The sequence below is a fragment of the Oceanobacillus alkalisoli genome (assembly GCF_022213125.1).
GTDB classification, from domain to species: Bacteria; Bacillota; Bacilli; order Bacillales; family Amphibacillaceae; genus Oceanobacillus; species Oceanobacillus alkalisoli.
In genome coordinates this window covers 15,894-32,458 of sequence record NZ_JAKNRA010000012.1, presented here as the reverse complement: position 1 = coordinate 32,458, position 16,565 = coordinate 15,894, and the positions used below count along the sequence as shown (strand labels likewise).

The 16,565-nt window shown below is 42.2% G+C and carries 13 protein-coding genes; 11 read left to right on the top strand and 2 right to left on the bottom strand.

The window, feature by feature from the left end; genetic code table 11:
• Positions 1-15: 15 nt before the first annotated feature.
• The 4 genes from L3V42_RS14000 (at position 16) to L3V42_RS13985 (ending at position 5,353) form a co-directional block, all read left to right on the top strand.
• Entirely contained in the window at positions 16-987 is a 972-nt protein-coding gene (locus L3V42_RS14000) for a DMT family transporter (RefSeq protein ID WP_235762219.1), read from the top strand.
• A 659-nt stretch (positions 988-1,646) separates the two neighbouring features.
• A complete protein-coding gene (locus tag L3V42_RS13995) occupies positions 1,647-2,564 on the top strand; it encodes a chemotaxis protein (RefSeq protein WP_238472252.1) in 918 nt (305 codons plus the stop codon).
• A gap of 141 nt (positions 2,565-2,705) precedes the next feature.
• Positions 2,706-4,127, top strand: coding sequence for an MFS transporter (locus L3V42_RS13990; RefSeq protein ID WP_238472251.1), 1,422 nt, complete (start codon positions 2,706-2,708; stop codon positions 4,125-4,127).
• Between the two features lie 38 nt (positions 4,128-4,165).
• Positions 4,166-5,353 (top strand): amidohydrolase, encoded by a 1,188-nt coding sequence (locus L3V42_RS13985; RefSeq protein WP_238472250.1) that lies wholly within the window; start codon positions 4,166-4,168, stop codon positions 5,351-5,353.
• A gap of 59 nt (positions 5,354-5,412) precedes the next feature.
• Here L3V42_RS13985 and L3V42_RS13980 read toward each other — a convergent pair whose 3' ends face one another.
• Both L3V42_RS13980 and L3V42_RS13975 read right to left on the bottom strand, forming a co-directional pair.
• Positions 5,413-6,783: an FAD-binding oxidoreductase gene (locus L3V42_RS13980; protein WP_238472249.1), complete on the bottom strand. Its 1,371-nt coding sequence runs from the start codon at positions 6,781-6,783 to the stop codon at positions 5,413-5,415.
• Between the two features lies 1 nt (position 6,784).
• Positions 6,785-7,792, bottom strand: a complete 1,008-nt coding sequence (locus L3V42_RS13975) for an MBL fold metallo-hydrolase (RefSeq protein WP_238472248.1) — start codon at positions 7,790-7,792, stop codon at positions 6,785-6,787.
• Positions 7,793-7,988: 196 nt separating this feature from the next.
• On the opposite strand from L3V42_RS13975, the gene sfsA reads away from it, so the two are divergent.
• From sfsA to guaA, 7 genes are all read left to right on the top strand, one after another.
• The gene (gene sfsA / locus L3V42_RS13970; RefSeq protein WP_238472247.1) at positions 7,989-8,672 is read left to right on the top strand and encodes a DNA/RNA nuclease SfsA; all 684 of its coding nucleotides are present in this window, start codon (positions 7,989-7,991) and stop codon (positions 8,670-8,672) included.
• A 103-nt stretch (positions 8,673-8,775) separates the two neighbouring features.
• Positions 8,776-9,075 carry an AbrB/MazE/SpoVT family DNA-binding domain-containing protein gene (locus L3V42_RS13965; RefSeq protein WP_235762212.1) on the top strand — a complete coding sequence of 100 codons (300 nt, stop codon included), beginning with the start codon at positions 8,776-8,778 and terminating at the stop codon, positions 9,073-9,075.
• Positions 9,076-9,113: 38 nt separating this feature from the next.
• Entirely contained in the window at positions 9,114-10,613 is a 1,500-nt protein-coding gene (locus tag L3V42_RS13960; protein ID WP_238472246.1) for an amidase, read from the top strand.
• Between the two features lie 408 nt (positions 10,614-11,021).
• A complete protein-coding gene (locus L3V42_RS13955) occupies positions 11,022-11,981 on the top strand; it encodes an AAA family ATPase (RefSeq protein ID WP_235762210.1) in 960 nt (319 codons plus the stop codon).
• Positions 11,981-13,240, top strand: coding sequence for a DUF58 domain-containing protein (locus L3V42_RS13950; RefSeq protein ID WP_238472245.1), 1,260 nt, complete (start codon positions 11,981-11,983; stop codon positions 13,238-13,240). Before L3V42_RS13955 ends, L3V42_RS13950 begins: the two co-directional genes overlap by 1 nt.
• Positions 13,237-15,429, top strand: coding sequence for a transglutaminase TgpA family protein (locus L3V42_RS13945; RefSeq protein WP_235762208.1), 2,193 nt, complete (start codon positions 13,237-13,239; stop codon positions 15,427-15,429). Before L3V42_RS13950 ends, L3V42_RS13945 begins: the two co-directional genes overlap by 4 nt.
• 159 nt (positions 15,430-15,588) lie before the next feature.
• Positions 15,589-16,551, top strand: coding sequence for a glutamine-hydrolyzing GMP synthase (gene guaA, locus L3V42_RS13940; protein ID WP_255770933.1), 963 nt, complete (start codon positions 15,589-15,591; stop codon positions 16,549-16,551).
• The last annotated feature ends 14 nt before the right edge of the window (positions 16,552-16,565 follow it).

Sequence of the window (16,565 nt, the reverse complement as noted above, 5' to 3'; positions counted from 1 at the left end):
GGGGAAAGGGCAGGAATGAGAAATAGTTTGTGGTATGGAGCGATTCTTTGTTTTATCGCTGCGGCTTCCTGGGGTGCGATGTTCCCGGTGGCCCATTCGGCGTTTCGACATATCGATCCATTTTATTTTACGATTATTCGTTATGTAGGTGTGAGCGTCATTTTAGTGGCGTCTTTATTATGGAGAGAAGGAAAACAGGCTTTCCGTTTGGAAGGGAAAGGAAAGCAATTATGGTTCTTCGGTACAATGGCATTTACCGTTTATAATTTACTGATTTTCTGGGGAGAAGATTTATTAGGGGAGCCTGGAATCATGGTTGCATCGGTCATGGAAGCATTAATGCCGATGATTTCCATCGTGATTGTCTCCTTACTATATAAAAGATTACCGAAAAGCCTTACTTTAGGATTCGTCGTGCTAGCTTTTGTCGGAGCAATCATGGTGATTACAAAGGGAGATATCCAATCCTTCCTCGGTGCAACGAGCAATATGTTCCCATCCTTCTTGATTTTTATTGCTGTGATCGGCTGGGTTGTCTATACGATGGGCGGACCGCAATTTGCTGGTTGGTCTGCTTTACGTTATTCGACGTTAAGTTGTTTGCTTGGAACAGGTACTGCGGTAGTTATTGTCGCCGTTTTAACACTAACTGGCTATGTATCGGTTCCAACGGTTGAGACGCTAGCTGTGACAAGTCCGCACCTGGCGTTTATGACGATATTCCCCGGAGTTATTGCACTTGTAGGCTGGAATGTTGGGGTAACGATCTTGTCACCGATTAATGCGCTGTTATTCATTAACTTTGTACCAATCACAACACTTGTCATTTCATTTATCCAAGGCACTAGCCTTACTGCCTATGATTATATCGGTACATTGTTCATTATCGTCTCCTTACTCGGTAATAACATTTATTTAAGAATGACCGTACGGAAAAAGCAAATGAAAGAAAGCACCGATTCACGTCTTGCGAAACATCTCTCTTAATGAAAAATGAATGCATGTGAAAAGCTACTTCTATTCGTTGAAATAGGAGTAGCTTTTATATTATTATTATTGATATTTCGCTAGTCAAGAAATTGACGTACTGGTACGATAGGAAAAAGTATACAACAATGAATTGTGATGCTTAATTATTTTAAATCCAAAAAGAGGATATGGGTGATGTTGTCAACAACCCACCGCTGAACACTCTTACGGATTGTTTGAAGTAGGGGCTTACGTCTGTCAAATTTTTACAGTGCCTCTATCTTCATAGAGTGCAATTACGCTTATTCCTACCCAGTAGTTCTCCCTTGATTATCATTAAGTAGTCGCAAGAAAATTAATTCCTAAATCAACACCAACGATCTGGTTATTGCAAGATCTAACTTTTGGAACTCTTTCGTCATTGGAATGTGTAAAAAAACACTTATTGTGCTTTCGAACTTGGGACGGAACTCAAATTGCCACCTCAATATGAAAAGCATCGTGAAGCCTTGAAGCAATCGCTACCAATTGAAGTGAGGAATTTGGATAAAAGTGAAATTTTTATAGACGGTTATCCCATAATAAAAAGTTGAAATGCCGATATCGATTGAAAATATAGACGAGACACCGTAGACTATAGTTAAAGTATCTCACATTGAGGAGATAGGAGAATCGGTATGACAAAAAGTAAAAACAATGGAATTTTATTGGAAAGCGGCACGAATGAACTGGAAATTATTTTGTTCGAACTAGGGGATGAAACCTTCGCCATTAACGTATTAAAAACAAGAGAGATCATCACTCCGCTACCGATAACAGGTATCCCGAAAGCCCCGGAATATGTGGAAGGTGTCATCCATTTAAGAGGAGAGATCATCCCAGTCATCAAGCTTTCAGAAATTATAAATAAAAAGGAATCCGCAAATCCGGAACAAGATCATTTTATTATCGCTGAACTAAACCAAATTAAGATCGCGTTTCGCGTACATAAAGTGAACCGTATCAACCGGATTTCTTGGGAGCAAATTGAGAAACCAAGTGAACTAGCCACTGGCAATCAGCCGTATGCAACAGGTCTAATTAAGCTCGATAATGGCAAACTCGCCGTCTTCCTTGATATTGAGAAGATCATTGTCGAAATTAATCCCGAACTAGGCGGGAATGCTGAAAGTATTAAAGCCTTAGGTCCTCGGGAGCGAACGACGAAAAAAATCATTCTCGCAGAAGACTCTGGTGTTTTACGTGCACTTCTGAAGGATACATTAGAAAAAGCGGGCTATGATAATGTAACGGTTTTCCAAAACGGGAAGGAAGCTTGGGAGTACTTGGAAATACTTGCGAATGACAAATCGGTTCATCCGGAAGAACTCGTCCAGCTCGTACTGACAGATATTGAAATGCCCCAGATGGACGGGCATCATCTGACCCACCGGATTAAGCAAAATAATCGCTTGAAAGGTATTCCGGTCGTTATTTTCTCCTCGCTCATAACGGATGATTTGTATCATAAAGGAGAAAAGGTCGGAGCAAGTGCGCAAGTAAGTAAGCCCCAGCTTGTCGATCTTGTGAAAGAAATTGATCAATATATTTTATAGGTTAGAGAAGAAAGTCATTTAAGGATAAATTCGTTCTTGAATGGCTTTTTTTTATTTCCTATATAAGCAGGATTAACCAATTATTTTATTCCTGCTCCAGGAAACAATAGAAACAAAAGGGGAAAAGAAGGAGGAAGTCTAATGGAAACGGAATATAAAGGCACAAATAAATTAATTATCGGGATTGTATTTGGAGTTATTACATTCTGGTTGTTTGCCCAATCGATGGTAAATATCGTTCCAGCGGTCCAAACAGATTTAGGTGTTTCACTTAGTATATTAAACGTGGCAATCAGTCTGACTGCATTATTTTCCGGGATGTTCATCGTCGTGGCAGGTGGACTCGCTGACAGAATGGGAAGGAAAAAAGTCACCTATGTCGGATTAATTTTAAGTGTGATTGGGTCTTTATGTCTCGTATTAGCAAATGGATCTGTCCTTTTAGTAGCGGGGCGGATTCTGCAAGGCTTGTCTGCTGCTGCAATTATGCCAGCAACAATTGCATTAATGAAAGAATATTTTGAAGGGGCTGAAAGGCAACGTGCACTTAGCTATTGGTCAATCGGTTCCTGGGGTGGCTCCGGTTTATGTTCATTCTTTGGCGGAGTTATCGCAACATCGATTGGATGGAAGTGGATTTTTGTTATATCGATTGTATTTACCTTACTTGCTATGTGGCTCATGAAAGACACACCTGAAAGCAGAGCGCAAACAGAAGGCAAGTTCAAGTTTGATTATGGTGGTTTAGGGATATTCATTATTACGATGCTTGCGCTTAACGTCTTCATTACACAAGGTGCTGATTTTGGTTGGACGAGCCCGCTTACGATTACACTTGCTGTCGTTACTATTATTGGGATTTATGGATTCATTAAATACGAAAATAATCGGGAGCATGCACTTATCGATTTTAAAATGTTTAAAAACAAGCCATATACAGGTGCGACGATATCAAACTTTTTGTTGAATGCTGTTGCCGGTACCTTAATCGTTGCCAATACGTATGTACAAATTGGCCGTGGCTTTAGTTCATTCCAATCTGGTATGCTTACATTAGGATACCTTGCTGCCGTGCTCGGGATGATTCGGGTCGGTGAGAAAATTATGCAACGGACAGGCGCAAGAAATCCGATGCTTTGGGGTACAACGCTAACATTGATTGGAGTAGCTGTAATGGGACTCACCTTCTTGCCGGATTTACTTTACACGATTACCGTATTCGGCGGGTTTATTCTTTTCGGTCTTGGTCTTGGAATGTATGCAACACCATCGACAGACACAGCGGTTTCCCATGCACCGGAAAATAAAGTCGGTGAAGCGTCAGGTGTATATAAAATGGCGAGCTCTCTTGGGAATGCGTTCGGTGTCGCAATATCGGCTACTGTATACAGTACGGTCATGCTTTATTTCAGTGTGGAAGTTGCTGCAACAGCTGGAATCATTACAAACGTCATTTTTGCGATACTTTCTTTGCTATCCATCATGTTCTTTGTTCCGAAAGATTCAGGATCGTCACCGAATGTCCGGCCTTCCGTGCGTGTTAATCCTGCAAAACAAAGTTAGGGTTAATCATCGTTAGAACAAAGGAGTTGATTTGAGAAATGAGAAGTAAATTAGTCGAAATGTTGGAAGCGCGGAAAGATGAGATGATCGAGATTCGTCGCTATCTGCACGAAAATCCCGAGCTGTCCTTCGAGGAAGAAAACACAGCTAAGTATATTGCTGACTTTTATCAAGGTAAAGATGTCCAGGTGGAGACGAATGTCGGGAATGGATACGGCATTATCGTAACCATTCCCGGGGGAAAGCCAGGAAAAACAATTGGACTCCGGGCAGACTTTGATGCGTTACCTATTACAGAAGAAGCGGACGTACCGTTCAAATCGAAAAATGAAGGTGTCATGCATGCTTGTGGTCACGATGCTCATACGGCATATATGCTCGTGCTTGCGGATTGCTTGATTGAATTGAAAGATGAGTTGAACGGTACAATAAAAATAATCCATCAGCATGCAGAAGAACTACCGCCTGGTGGGGCGAAAAGTATCGTGCAATCAGGTAAATTGGCTGATTTAGATGCAATCTTCGGCATTCATATTTTACCGCTCGATGAAGCAGGAGTTGTCGGGTATCATAGCGGTTATTCTTTTAATGGCAGATCGTATTTCAAATTGAAAATTCAAGGTCAAGGCGGCCATGGTTCCTCCCCGCATAAAGCGAATGACTCAATTGTTGCAGGTGCGCATTTTGTAACTGCTGTTCAAACAATCGTCAGCCGGAGAATCAACCCGATGGATGTTGGTGTCATTACAATTGGTTCTTTCGACGGGAAAGGGACATTTAACGTCATTAAAGACAGCATCGAAATTGAAGGCGATATTCGCTATATGAGCGACGAGACCGAGGAAGTCATTGCCCGGGAAATGAAGCGGATCACGGATGGAATTGAAGTGGAATTTGGTGTGGGATGTACGCTGGAGTATAAGCCGGATTATCCGCCACTTTACAATGATCCAGGCTTTACGACATTTGTTGCAGAAGCATTAAAGGCAGTAGATGACAAGGATATTAAAGAAGTGAAAGAATACCCGCCATTAGCGCCGTCTGAGGATTTTGCTTATTATCTTGAGAAAATCCCTGGTTGCTATTTCTTTATCGGCTGTACGCCAAAAGGGGTAAAAGAACCATATTTCAACCACCATCCAAAATTTGATATTGATGAAGATGCAATCCTCGTTGCAGCAAAAGCTGTGGGGCATGTGGTGTGTAGTTATTTTGAAGAAAATTAAGAGGGGAATCGCATGGATTTAAGACATGGACTTGAAGCCATGCGATTTTTTTCGAACTCTTAATCGATGTCCACAATCTTCGTTGGATTTAATATATTATTTGGATCAAGTGACTTTTTGATTTGCTTTATGACCTCAAGTGAAGCACCGTGTTCCTGCTCCTGATAAGGCTTCTTTCCGACACCGACACCATGTTCTCCAGTACACGTTCCGCCACGTTCAAGAGCATATAATACGATATTTTTGTTGAATGCTTTAGCTTTCTGGATCTCCTCTTCGTTATTTAAATCAACCATTAGGATGGAATGGAAATTCCCGTCACCGACATGTCCAGCAATCCCGCCTGGTATACCTAGCTTATCAACTTCTTTTCGCGCATAAATTGCTGCGCCGGCGAGTTCTGAAATAGGTACAGCTACATCTGTGAGCATCATTTTCTTGCCGGGATAGTCATGAGCAAAAGCATAGGCCAAGTTATGACGAGCTTCCCATAAATGATTGCGTGCTGCTGTATCCGATTCAGAAATAAATTCCTGACAGCCATGATCCTCCATAATCTCTTTTGCAAAGTCGAGATCGGCTTTGAGTCCTTCTTCATTCCCATGGAATTCAAGGAAAAGGGTAGGGACCGCTGGATAATCCGTATCACTAAATTTATTTAATTGAACAATTGAAGCTTCATCAACAAATTCTACGCGTGCCATTGGAATACCAGCATGTAAAATGGATGTTACAGCCTGGAAAGCATCGGAGAGATTTGGAAATACTGCACGAGCTGCCACAGTATGTTCTGGAATCCCGTATACTTGCAATGTTAATTCCGTGAAACAGCCAAGTGTACCTTCCGAGCCAACAAAAAGTCCGTTCAGATGATAACCGGAAGATGATTTCGTTGCTAAGCTTCCTGTGTGGATAATACTCCCATCAGCAAGCACGACTTCCATATCCCTAACTTGATCTCTCATGACACCATATTTAACAGAGGTTGTACCGCTTGCATTTGTCGCTGCCATCCCTCCAAGTGTCGCATTTGCCCCTGGGTCAACCGTGAAGAACAATCCGTGTTTCTTTAGTTCTTTATTGAGCTGCTCCCTCGTCACGCCGGGCTGCACTTTCACGAGTAAGTCTTCTGCTTTAATTTCTAAAATTTTATCCATTAAAGAGAAGTCGATCGTAATTCCATTTTTGTACGGAATAATATGACCTTCTAGACTGGAGCCGACTCCAAAAGGGGTGACAGGTGTATTAAATTTTTGTGCGACCTGGATAATATGTACGACATCGGCAGTTGATTTCGGATAGACGACAACATCAGGCAGACTCTCTGCCAGATATGTTTCATCGCGGCCATGTAATTCTCTCACGGTTTTATTCGTCGTTACTTGATCTTCCGTTAAGTTTTCTTTTAACCTCTGTAATAGTTGTTCCAATTTATGGACTCCTCTCTTTGTGGGACAAGTGCTCTGACCCCTTGTCCCAGTACCAGATTCCGTTTATTTCTTTTTTGGTTAGCTCGTCTTTTGCTTCGAGGTAGTCAAGGAAGCTTAATGTGTCGGACATAAGGGTGAGGAAGATATCCTCATATTTGTTAGGGTGTCGCTTTTTCACAATCTCGCTTCCGGTGGTGAATCCTGCTTCGATGACGGCCTTAATACTTTTTGCTTTTGTTTTAATCGCCTCAAGTCTTCTTTTCGCTAGTTTAGCAGGTTCATAGATGACCTTCCCATGTCCGGACAGGGCAATCTCCGGATTCAGTTCAATAATCTTTTCAAGTGAAGCTACATGCTGCGCGAGAGCTGGAATTCGGCTTCCATCTAAGGCTGGTTCGACAAAGGCGTTACTCCTTAAATGATCGATTAATAAATCGCCGATAAAAATTATATTTTCTTCCGGTAAGGAAAAAGCTACTTGGTCGGGTGCATGTCCGGGAATTTCAATCACTTCAAAGCCGAATAATGTATTTGATTCAATCGCTTTTACATTCCAATTCAGAGCTGTTTTCGGATTATTCATTTGCCGTTTGTACTTTGCCCTCACCTGTTCTTTTCCGAAATCCCCGGTATTTAATTTATTCAGTAAATCAGCAAAGAATGAATAGCTTTTATATAGAAATTCCGGGTCGCCTTTTATCTTTGGCAGAGCGTACGGGTGGATATAGACCGGAATCTCATATTTTTTAGAAATCCGGTGGACGAGTCCAACGTGATCGAAGTGATGATGCGTTAATAAAATTGCTGTCAGGTCACGGAGCCGGATCCCGTTTGCTTGCATGGACTGTAGTAAGTATTCCCAATACGTATCTTTATCAAGACCAGCATCGATTAGAAATGTACCGTCATTTTTTTGAAGTAAATAAAAGTTAATGCTCTTTAACATATTAGGCGCTGGCACTTCCAGCGGAATAATTTTTGTGTTTGTTTTTTCAATCGTATAGCACATCTAGATGGATTCCTCCAATCTCTCACGGGAGTTGTCAGAGTTTTACAGAAAATACTTAGTACTATCATAAGCGTAAAAATCGCTAAATACAAATACTTGCTCCATGAAAATTTATATAAAGCGTGGAACATGATATGCTTAAGGTTGATGGAATAGAAATGCATCAGAGGAACACAAGTGGATTGGATGTGAGAAGATGCAGTACAGGAAAGTCGTGGAAGGAATTTTTGCGAAGAAGTTAAACCGCTTTGTCGCTGAAGTATATATTGCTGGGGAACTTGAAAAAGTTCATATTAAAAATACAGGTCGCTTGACCGAAATTTTGCAGCCTGGTGCTGTGCTTGCTTTAGAAACCTCAGATAATCCAAACCGGAAAACCCGTTATTCTATCATTGCGGCACGTAAGGGTGCACGTTGGATTAATATCGATTCACAAATCTCGAATCAGCTTGTTTACGATGCACTCGTCGCAGGTAACATCCAAGAATTTCATGGAATAAGAGATTTAAAACGGGAGGCTACCTTCGGGAATAGCCGGTTTGATCTTTTTTATTACCGGGGTGCACGCGGTGGTTTTATCGAAGTGAAAGGTGTCACATTGGAACGAGATGGACTTGCAATGTTTCCCGATGCACCGACAATAAGAGGGAGGAAGCATGTGGAAACATTAATTGAAGCGATGCAAGCAGGATATGAAGCGACCGTTTTATTTGTCATTCAAATGAAGGGCTGTCACTCATTCACACCTCATTACGCCATGGACCCTGCTTTTCACGAAGCTTTACAAGAGGCGGAACATCTCGGAGTACGCATACTAGCTTACGAATGTTATGTAACAGAATCCACGATTCAACTCGATCGTCCAATCCCCATGATTTAATCTATTAACAAATTTCTTTTCCTGTGCCTTCTTTTGGAATAAATGAGAAACATTTTTTCATGCTGGAATCGTAGAGAATCCAAGGAGCATAGGAGTGAGCAACATGATTTTCCTAAAAAACGTGAAAGCATCCGACAAACTGGGTATTATTAATTTGCCTAAAAAGGAACGGACAGAGCTCGGTTTTGAACCGGGGACATTACTTGAAGTCCATCTGAAAGGAAAGGAAATTTGGATTTATCAAACCAATCACGATGACAAGAAAAATCAGCGATACGTCTCCACGAAAGGTTCAATTACGATACCCGCTGAGTTTAGAAGATTATTAGGTATCACGGAACCAACGCCCCTTTCTCTTTATATTGACAAAGAGAAAGAGACTTTTATATTAAAAAAAGATTAGATTACGATATGAAAAAAATACTTACTTGAGGTGATGAAGTGAAAACAGAAGAATATGTACATTATGATGCAGTAGGCTTAGCTGAATTATTGAAGAAAAAAGAAATGTCACCGAAAGAATTAACAGAAATAGCACTGGATCGCTTAGAAGAAGTCCAGCCAGACTTGAATCTCGCAACAAGCATCCGGAAAGGTAAAGCGTTAGGAGAGGCGGAATTGATAGAAGTAGAGAAAGCGCCCTTTTCCGGTGTACCGACCATGCTTAAAAATGTATCCCAATCACTACCAGGAGAAATTTTAAGTTCCGGATCGAAATTGCTTGTGAATTATGTTGCGGAAGTAGAATCCCATTTTGTAAGAAAACTAAGAGAAGCTGGGTTTGTATTTTTAGGACATACGAATACACCCGAATTTGCATTAAAAAATATTACCGAACCTAAATTACACGGACCAACCCGTAACCCGTGGAATCCGGAATATTCTCCGGGCGGATCAAGCGGGGGAGCGGCAGCCGCAATTGCCTCTGGAGTCGTACCAGTTGCTGGGGCAAGTGACGGTGGGGGATCGATTCGAATCCCGGCGTCTTTCTCCGGGTTATTTGGTCTGAAGCCGACTAGGGGAAGAATGCCGGTTGGACCTGGTACAGGACGTGACTGGCAAGGTGCATCGATCAATTTTATGCTGACGAAAACCGTGCGTGACGCAGCAGCAATGATGGATCAGCTGCAGACGTTCCAGCCGGAAGCAGCTTTCCATGCCCCTGTTTTTGTTGATAGTTATTTGAATAGTTTAAAGGGTGGTCAGAAAAGGCCGCTCCGCATCGCATTTACAACGGAGTCCCCGGTTGGCACACCAGTGTCAGATGATGCAAGAAATGCCGTTATGAAAGTTGTGAAATGGCTTGAGTCGGAAGGGCATGAAGTGGTAGAGCGTACCAATGGAGTAGATGGTATCCAATTGATGAAAGACTATTACATTATGAACAGCGGTGAAATGAATATGACGGTCCAGGGTCTAGAGCAGGCTCTCGGCCGGGAGTTGACAGAGAATGACATTGAGCTTGAAGGCTGGATGATGCATGTCGCTGGAAAGTCGATTTCCGGAGCAGACTTTTCCGCGAGTCTTGCTTCCTGGGACACGGCAGCTGCTCAGATGGCGGCACTGCATGAAACGTATGATTTCTATATTACTCCAGCGACAGCAGATGTCGCTCCGGAAATTGGACAGCTTGAAGTGACAGAAGAGAAGAAAGAAGCATTCTTGCGTGATATTCACAAAGGAACGAAGGATGACCAACAGCAGCTCGTTTACGATATGTTCCTGCCAAGTCTGACGTATACGCCATTTGGCATGCTCGCGAATCTAACTGGTCAGCCGGCGATGTCTATGCCTGTTTACGTATCGGAAAAAGGATTACCGCTTGGTGTACAAGTGATTGCTTCGAAGGGTGAGGAGCATCGTTTATTGCAGCTTGCCTACGATCTTGAGCAAACGGATGAATGGATTGGGTTGAATGGGAATCCGTATTTTACAAAGTAAGTGAGGGAGCAGTGGGCCGCGGATAGGCTCACTGCTTTTTCTCTTGGTTAATACTGAAAATGGTATGGATAGGGGACTATTTAGCAATTTAATGGCTATTAAATGCCTGTTTCCGATAAAATCTACTTGAACGGCAGTTTATAAGTTTTCTCAACGCCCGTTCTTTCCCGGGCCCCGCTCTATTGGTAGTTTATAAGCCCTCTCAACGCCCATCATCTCATAACCTCCAATCATTTAGTCATTTACTGTTTTTTTAATCTCCCTGGCAACCACTTCAAATCCAGCAATCTTCCTTTTACAACACTACCCTTTTTTTGTATAGTGATAGTATAATTACTAATAATCTGTTACATACTAAATGCTAGAACAATAGCTTGATATATAGAAGTTGAGAGAGGGTTGGATAAGATGGCAGAAGTGGTTGCTTATAATGAGAAGATTAATCCTGTTATTCAGAATATGAACCGGGTTATTATTGGAAAAGAAGAAGTCATTATCCTTAGTTTAGTTGCGTTGCTGGCGAAAGGTCATGTGTTACTTGAAGATGTGCCTGGGGTTGGCAAAACAATGCTTGTCCGGACACTGGCAAAATCATTGGATTGTGATTTTAAACGAATTCAATTTACCCCGGATTTACTTCCGTCTGACGTTACTGGAATTTCCATTTATAATCCGAAAGAAATGGAATTTGAATTCCGTGGTGGACCAATATTCGGGAATATTATTTTGGCGGATGAGATTAACCGGACCTCTCCGAAAACCCAGTCCGCACTTCTGGAGGCAATGGAAGAGCAAAGTGTCAGTGTAGATGGGCGTACAATTACACTCAACCAACCGTTCTTTGTGATGGCGACTCAGAATCCAATTGAGTATGAAGGAACGTATCCGCTGCCAGAAGCCCAGTTGGATCGTTTCATTCTAAAGTTGAAAATGGGTTACCCAACCTTTGTAGAAGAAATTGATTTGTTGGAAAAAACGTCGCTGCATCACCCGATTGAAACGATTCAAGCCGTCATGTCCCAAGCAGAACTAACGACCCTCCAAGCGGAAGTGGATGAAGTGTATGTCGACCGTTCGCTTCATACGTATATTGTGAATATCGTGAATGGAACGAGAGAGCATCCGTCGACCTATCTCGGGGTCAGTCCCCGTGGATCAATTGCGCTGATGAAAGCTGCGAAAGCGCATGCATTCATTCACGACCGTGATTATGTACTTCCAGATGACGTGAAATATTTGGCCCCGTTTGTGCTCGGACACCGGATTATCATCACGTCAGAGGCGAAATTCAACGGTGAAACCAGCGAAAAAATTATGGAAACAATTTTACAAGCAACACATATTCCGGTTCGAAGGGAATTTGACTGATGAAAATCAGACTCAGATTCATCGGTAATTTGCTATTTATTCTCATCCTGCTCGCTGTTTTATTTTCCTATGCTATGTTTCAAGGCGGATTCGTCAGCTGGTTCCTATTCTACAGCTTCCTTCCAATCCTGCTCTATCATTTAGGTCTCTTATTTTATCCTTTGAATAATTGGAAAGTGAGCCGGACGCTCTCGAAACGAATTATACAGGCAGGTGATTCGATTGATGTAACGATTCACCTCGAAAGAAAATTTCCGCTACCGCTTTATTACGGGATGGTAGAAGAAATCATGCCAGCTTCTTGGAATAGATTACATTATGATTATGCATTTTTAAATGAACCGGATCATGTAACGATCGATCGCACGATGAAAAAGATGAAAATGATTGGATATAAAAAGCAACTGGAAATTTCGTACCGTTTAGACAAGCTCCCACGGGGAGAGCATGAGCTTCAGGGCGTGCGGGTATTAATTAGCGATGTCTTTGGCTTCGTAAAAAAGGAATATATTTATCCTGTACAAGACGAGTTAATTGTACAGCCAAATACACGAGATATAAGAATTTCAGACCGTGCTGTCAGCTTTGAACAAGGGCAGCAAGTCGTTAATCTGTTCCAATTGGAAAATACGAATGTTGCGACAGGCGTACGGGAATATGCCCCGGGGGACCGCTTTTCATGGATTCATTGGAAACAGACCGCAAAAAATCAAACGGTCATGACAAAGGAATTCGAACAGGAGAGAAGCAACAATCTCTATGTGATTCTCGATGCTTGCTTGCCTAAAAGAAAGAACCCGCTTGCCTTTGAGGCGAGTGTCGAACTAACGTTATCCTTAGTTACTAAACTTGAAAAAAACACGACAGATATTGAATTATTAACCGTCGGGAGAGAAACGAAGGAATTTTCCCTAGGTGAATCCAATCAGGGGAAAGGTGATATCCGTTATTACCTGACAAAGATTCAGCCAGACGGGGAAATTCCATTCTCAGGAGCTTTAAGAGAATTGCTGCTGACCAAAAAGAGAATGGAGCGACTTGTGATTATCACGACGTCCGTAGATGATTTCTTCTGGCAAACGATTCACGAGTTGAGACAGCGGATCGCCCAAATTGTTATTTTTTATGTGCAAGGTTCAGAATTCATCTTGGAGAAAGAACAGGAAATCGTCGCCCAGATGAAAAAGTCGGGAGTAGCAATTCATGTTTTAACGGAAAAAGAAATGGTTACAAACCCACTTGAGGTGAGTATTCGATGAGCACACAACAGAAAGTGACACGATCAAACTTTTATAATGTCATCCTTTATCTTGGCGGGCTCGTCCTTTTTCTGGAATGGCTTTATCCGATTGAGCAGGTGACAGACACAAGCAGTATCTCGATTTTTGTGATCTATACTATATTTTGTTTTTTCATTTCGCTTCTGCAGCTGAAATGGTGGGCAAGCTTCTTATTGAAAGGCTTTGGGTTATTATTCATTTTGAATGGACTTTATTTTGACATGAGCTTCCTGAGCAGGGAGTGGCTGAATTATTTTCTGTTGGAATTTACGATGAACACAAAGATATTCATTAGTCAGGATTGGTATTATTTAAGCCCGTTATTCCGGAGTTTTCTCTTCCTGCTGCTAATCTGGTTAATGAGCTACCTGCTCCATTACTGGTTTGTGCAGATGAAACGGATTTTCTTATTCATCTTCTTAACATTCGTTTATATTACGGTGTTAGATACTTTCACTTTGTATGATGCGACTTTCGCGATTATTAGAATCTTTATTATTTCATTAGTTGCTTTGGCGGTTACGAATTTAAATCGTGACTTGGAAAAAGAGAAAATATCGCTTGAACGGATAAAGCAGAAAACGAAATGGACACTCCCTATTTTACTCACACTTGTATTCTCTGTCCTGCTCGGTCTTGTTGCACCGAAGCTCAATCCGCAGTGGCCTGACCCAGTCCCTTTTCTTGAAAGTGCTGCAGAACAGGTCGGCGGTTCTGGTGGTAGTACTGTACAGAAAGTTGGCTACGGAGAGGATGATTCCCGTCTTGGCGGCTCCTTCATTCAAGATGATATACCGGTATTCCAAGTGGAAACGGACCGGGATCAGTATTGGCGGATAGAAACGAAGGAAATTTATACTGGAAAGGGCTGGGAGTCATCGGCTGATCATGATTACATCGAACAACAGGGCGGAGAAATTCATCTGGATATGTACCATGGGAATGTGGAGACCGAAGAATCGACAGCACGGATTGAGTTTCAAGAAGGACAAAATTTTAAAAAGTTCGTTTATCCTTATGGGGTAAAACGATTCGTAGCCCCAATGCCTAAACCAGATTTATTCCTCGACCAAATCACCGAGTCAATCGAAGCTCGTGAAAACGGGGAAACATTGAAACTTGATTATTATCAGCTAGCCTATGACCGGACTTCCTATTCTTTATCTGCATTACGGGAAGACCCGGGCAACGATGGAGAGGAAATGGCGGAATATCTTCATCTTCCCGATACACTTCCAGACCGTGTTGGTGAGCTTGCGGAGGAGATAACGGCTGGTCACGAGACGCGGTATGAGAAAGCGCGTGCGATTGAACGCTATTTCAGCAGCCACGACTTTACGTATCAGACGACAGGAGTTGCCATTCCAGGAGAGGATGATGATTATGTTGATCAGTTTCTCTTTGAAACACAGGTCGGCTATTGTGATAACTTCTCGACATCTATGGTCGTCTTGCTGCGGACCCTCGATATTCCAGCACGCTGGGTGAAAGGTTTTACCGGCGGAGAAATAATTGGTGAAGGAAACCGGGATAATCATCATATTTATGAAGTGACGAATTCCAATGCCCATTCTTGGGTGGAAGTGTACTTTCCTGAATCTGGCTGGGTTCCCTTTGAACCGACACAAGGGTTCACGAACTTGACAGATTTCCATGTGGACCGTACAGATACAGCTACCGAAGATTATGATGATGTACTTGATGCTCCAGAGACAGAACTGCCTGAACCTGAAATGGAACCGGAGGAAGACGAAACAACTCCAGCAATGGCTAGCCCTTCCGACAATAATTTCAACCTTTCCTGGTGGCAGTGGGGACTTATTGCTTTAGTAATTTTACTGATTTTCTACGTACTGTATAAGTATCGTTTCAGTATAAAAACGAAGCTCCTAGCCATGAAGCTTAATCATAATCAGAGTCAGAAAGCATTTCAAGAGGCGTATCTACACTTACTTAAAGTTCTGGACCATGAAGGAAATGAAAGGAAAAACGATCAGACATTACGTGAATATGCGAAACGTGTGGATGCCCATTACGGAACAGGTGAAATGCGGACGCTCACAGTCTATTATGAGCGGATGCTTTACCGCAATGAATTCGAACCGGAAAAAATGGACAAATTGAAAAATATTTGGAAAAAGTTGCTGAAAACAATTATCAGGCATTAACAGTCTGTAAATCCCCCACTGTAAATATGAGGAAAACCCGAAAATGTGAAGGTGGGGGAGGGAAGGAACCCCCCTGTATGAAGTTTTACTTTATGGGTTGACCTGAATTCTATTGGTTAGTAAAATGAGAATATTAGATAGCAGACAGGAGCAATCATAATGAAACCAAATGAATTGAATGCAGAAGAGTTTATCGCACAAGAAGTGCAAAAAATTAAAGAGCAAGTTGGGGATCAGAGAGTGCTTTGTGCCTTAAGCGGCGGAGTTGATTCCTCAGTTGCTGCAGCACTTGTGCATAAAGCAATCGGCGACCAGCTGACATGTATCTTCGTCGATCATGGCTTATTGCGTAAAAATGAAGCAGATGAAGTGATGGAAGTTTTCGCAGAAGATTTCCATATGAATATTATTAAAGTCGATGCGAAAGACCGTTTCCTATCTAAATTAGCAGGCGTCACAGATCCTGAACAGAAGCGAAAAATTATTGGAAATGAGTTCATCTATGTATTCGATGATGAAGCTGCGAAATTAAAGAATATCGGTTTCCTTGCCCAAGGAACGGTTTACACCGATATTATGGAAAGCGGCACGGAAGGTTCGAAAACAATCAAGTCTCATCATAACGTTGGCGGTCTGCCGGAAGACATGGAATTCGAATTAATCGAACCGCTTAAAACATTATTCAAACAGCAAGTCCGCGCTGTCGGAACAGCCCTTGGCATCCCAGACCACATCGTTTGGAGACAGCCATTCCCAGGACCAGGACTTGGTATCCGTGTTCTCGGTGAAGTGACGGATGAGAAGCTTGAGATTGTGAGGGAGTCTGATGCAATCTTAAGAGAAGAAATTGCAAAAGCAGGCCTTGACCGTGAAATCTGGCAATATTTTACCGTCCTGCCTAATATCCGCAGTGTCGGGGTGAAAGACGGTGGACGCTCATACGTTCATACGGTCGGCATTCGCGCTGTGAATTCGGTTGATGGTGTGACATCAGACTGGGCGAGAATTCCTTGGGACGTGCTGGAGAAGATTTCGAGTAGAATTGTGACGGAGATAGATGAGGTTAACCGTGTGGTTTATGATGTGACGAGTAAGCCGCCATCGACGATAGAGTGGGAATAAAAATACAACTTGAT

Coding starts and splice junctions, on each gene's coding strand:
- L3V42_RS14000 (WP_235762219.1), top strand. CDS start 16: ATGAGAAATAGTTTGTGGTATGGAGCGATTCTTTGTTTTATCGCTGCG.
- L3V42_RS13995 (WP_238472252.1), top strand. CDS start 1,647: ATGACAAAAAGTAAAAACAATGGAATTTTATTGGAAAGCGGCACGAAT.
- L3V42_RS13990 (WP_238472251.1), top strand. CDS start 2,706: ATGGAAACGGAATATAAAGGCACAAATAAATTAATTATCGGGATTGTA.
- L3V42_RS13985 (WP_238472250.1), top strand. CDS start 4,166: ATGAGAAGTAAATTAGTCGAAATGTTGGAAGCGCGGAAAGATGAGATG.
- L3V42_RS13975 (WP_238472248.1), bottom strand. CDS start 7,792: ATGTGCTATACGATTGAAAAAACAAACACAAAAATTATTCCGCTGGAA.
- sfsA (WP_238472247.1), top strand. CDS start 7,989: ATGCAGTACAGGAAAGTCGTGGAAGGAATTTTTGCGAAGAAGTTAAAC.
- L3V42_RS13965 (WP_235762212.1), top strand. CDS start 8,776: ATGATTTTCCTAAAAAACGTGAAAGCATCCGACAAACTGGGTATTATT.
- L3V42_RS13955 (WP_235762210.1), top strand. CDS start 11,022: ATGGCAGAAGTGGTTGCTTATAATGAGAAGATTAATCCTGTTATTCAG.
- L3V42_RS13950 (WP_238472245.1), top strand. CDS start 11,981: ATGAAAATCAGACTCAGATTCATCGGTAATTTGCTATTTATTCTCATC.
- L3V42_RS13945 (WP_235762208.1), top strand. CDS start 13,237: ATGAGCACACAACAGAAAGTGACACGATCAAACTTTTATAATGTCATC.
- guaA (WP_255770933.1), top strand. CDS start 15,589: ATGAAACCAAATGAATTGAATGCAGAAGAGTTTATCGCACAAGAAGTG.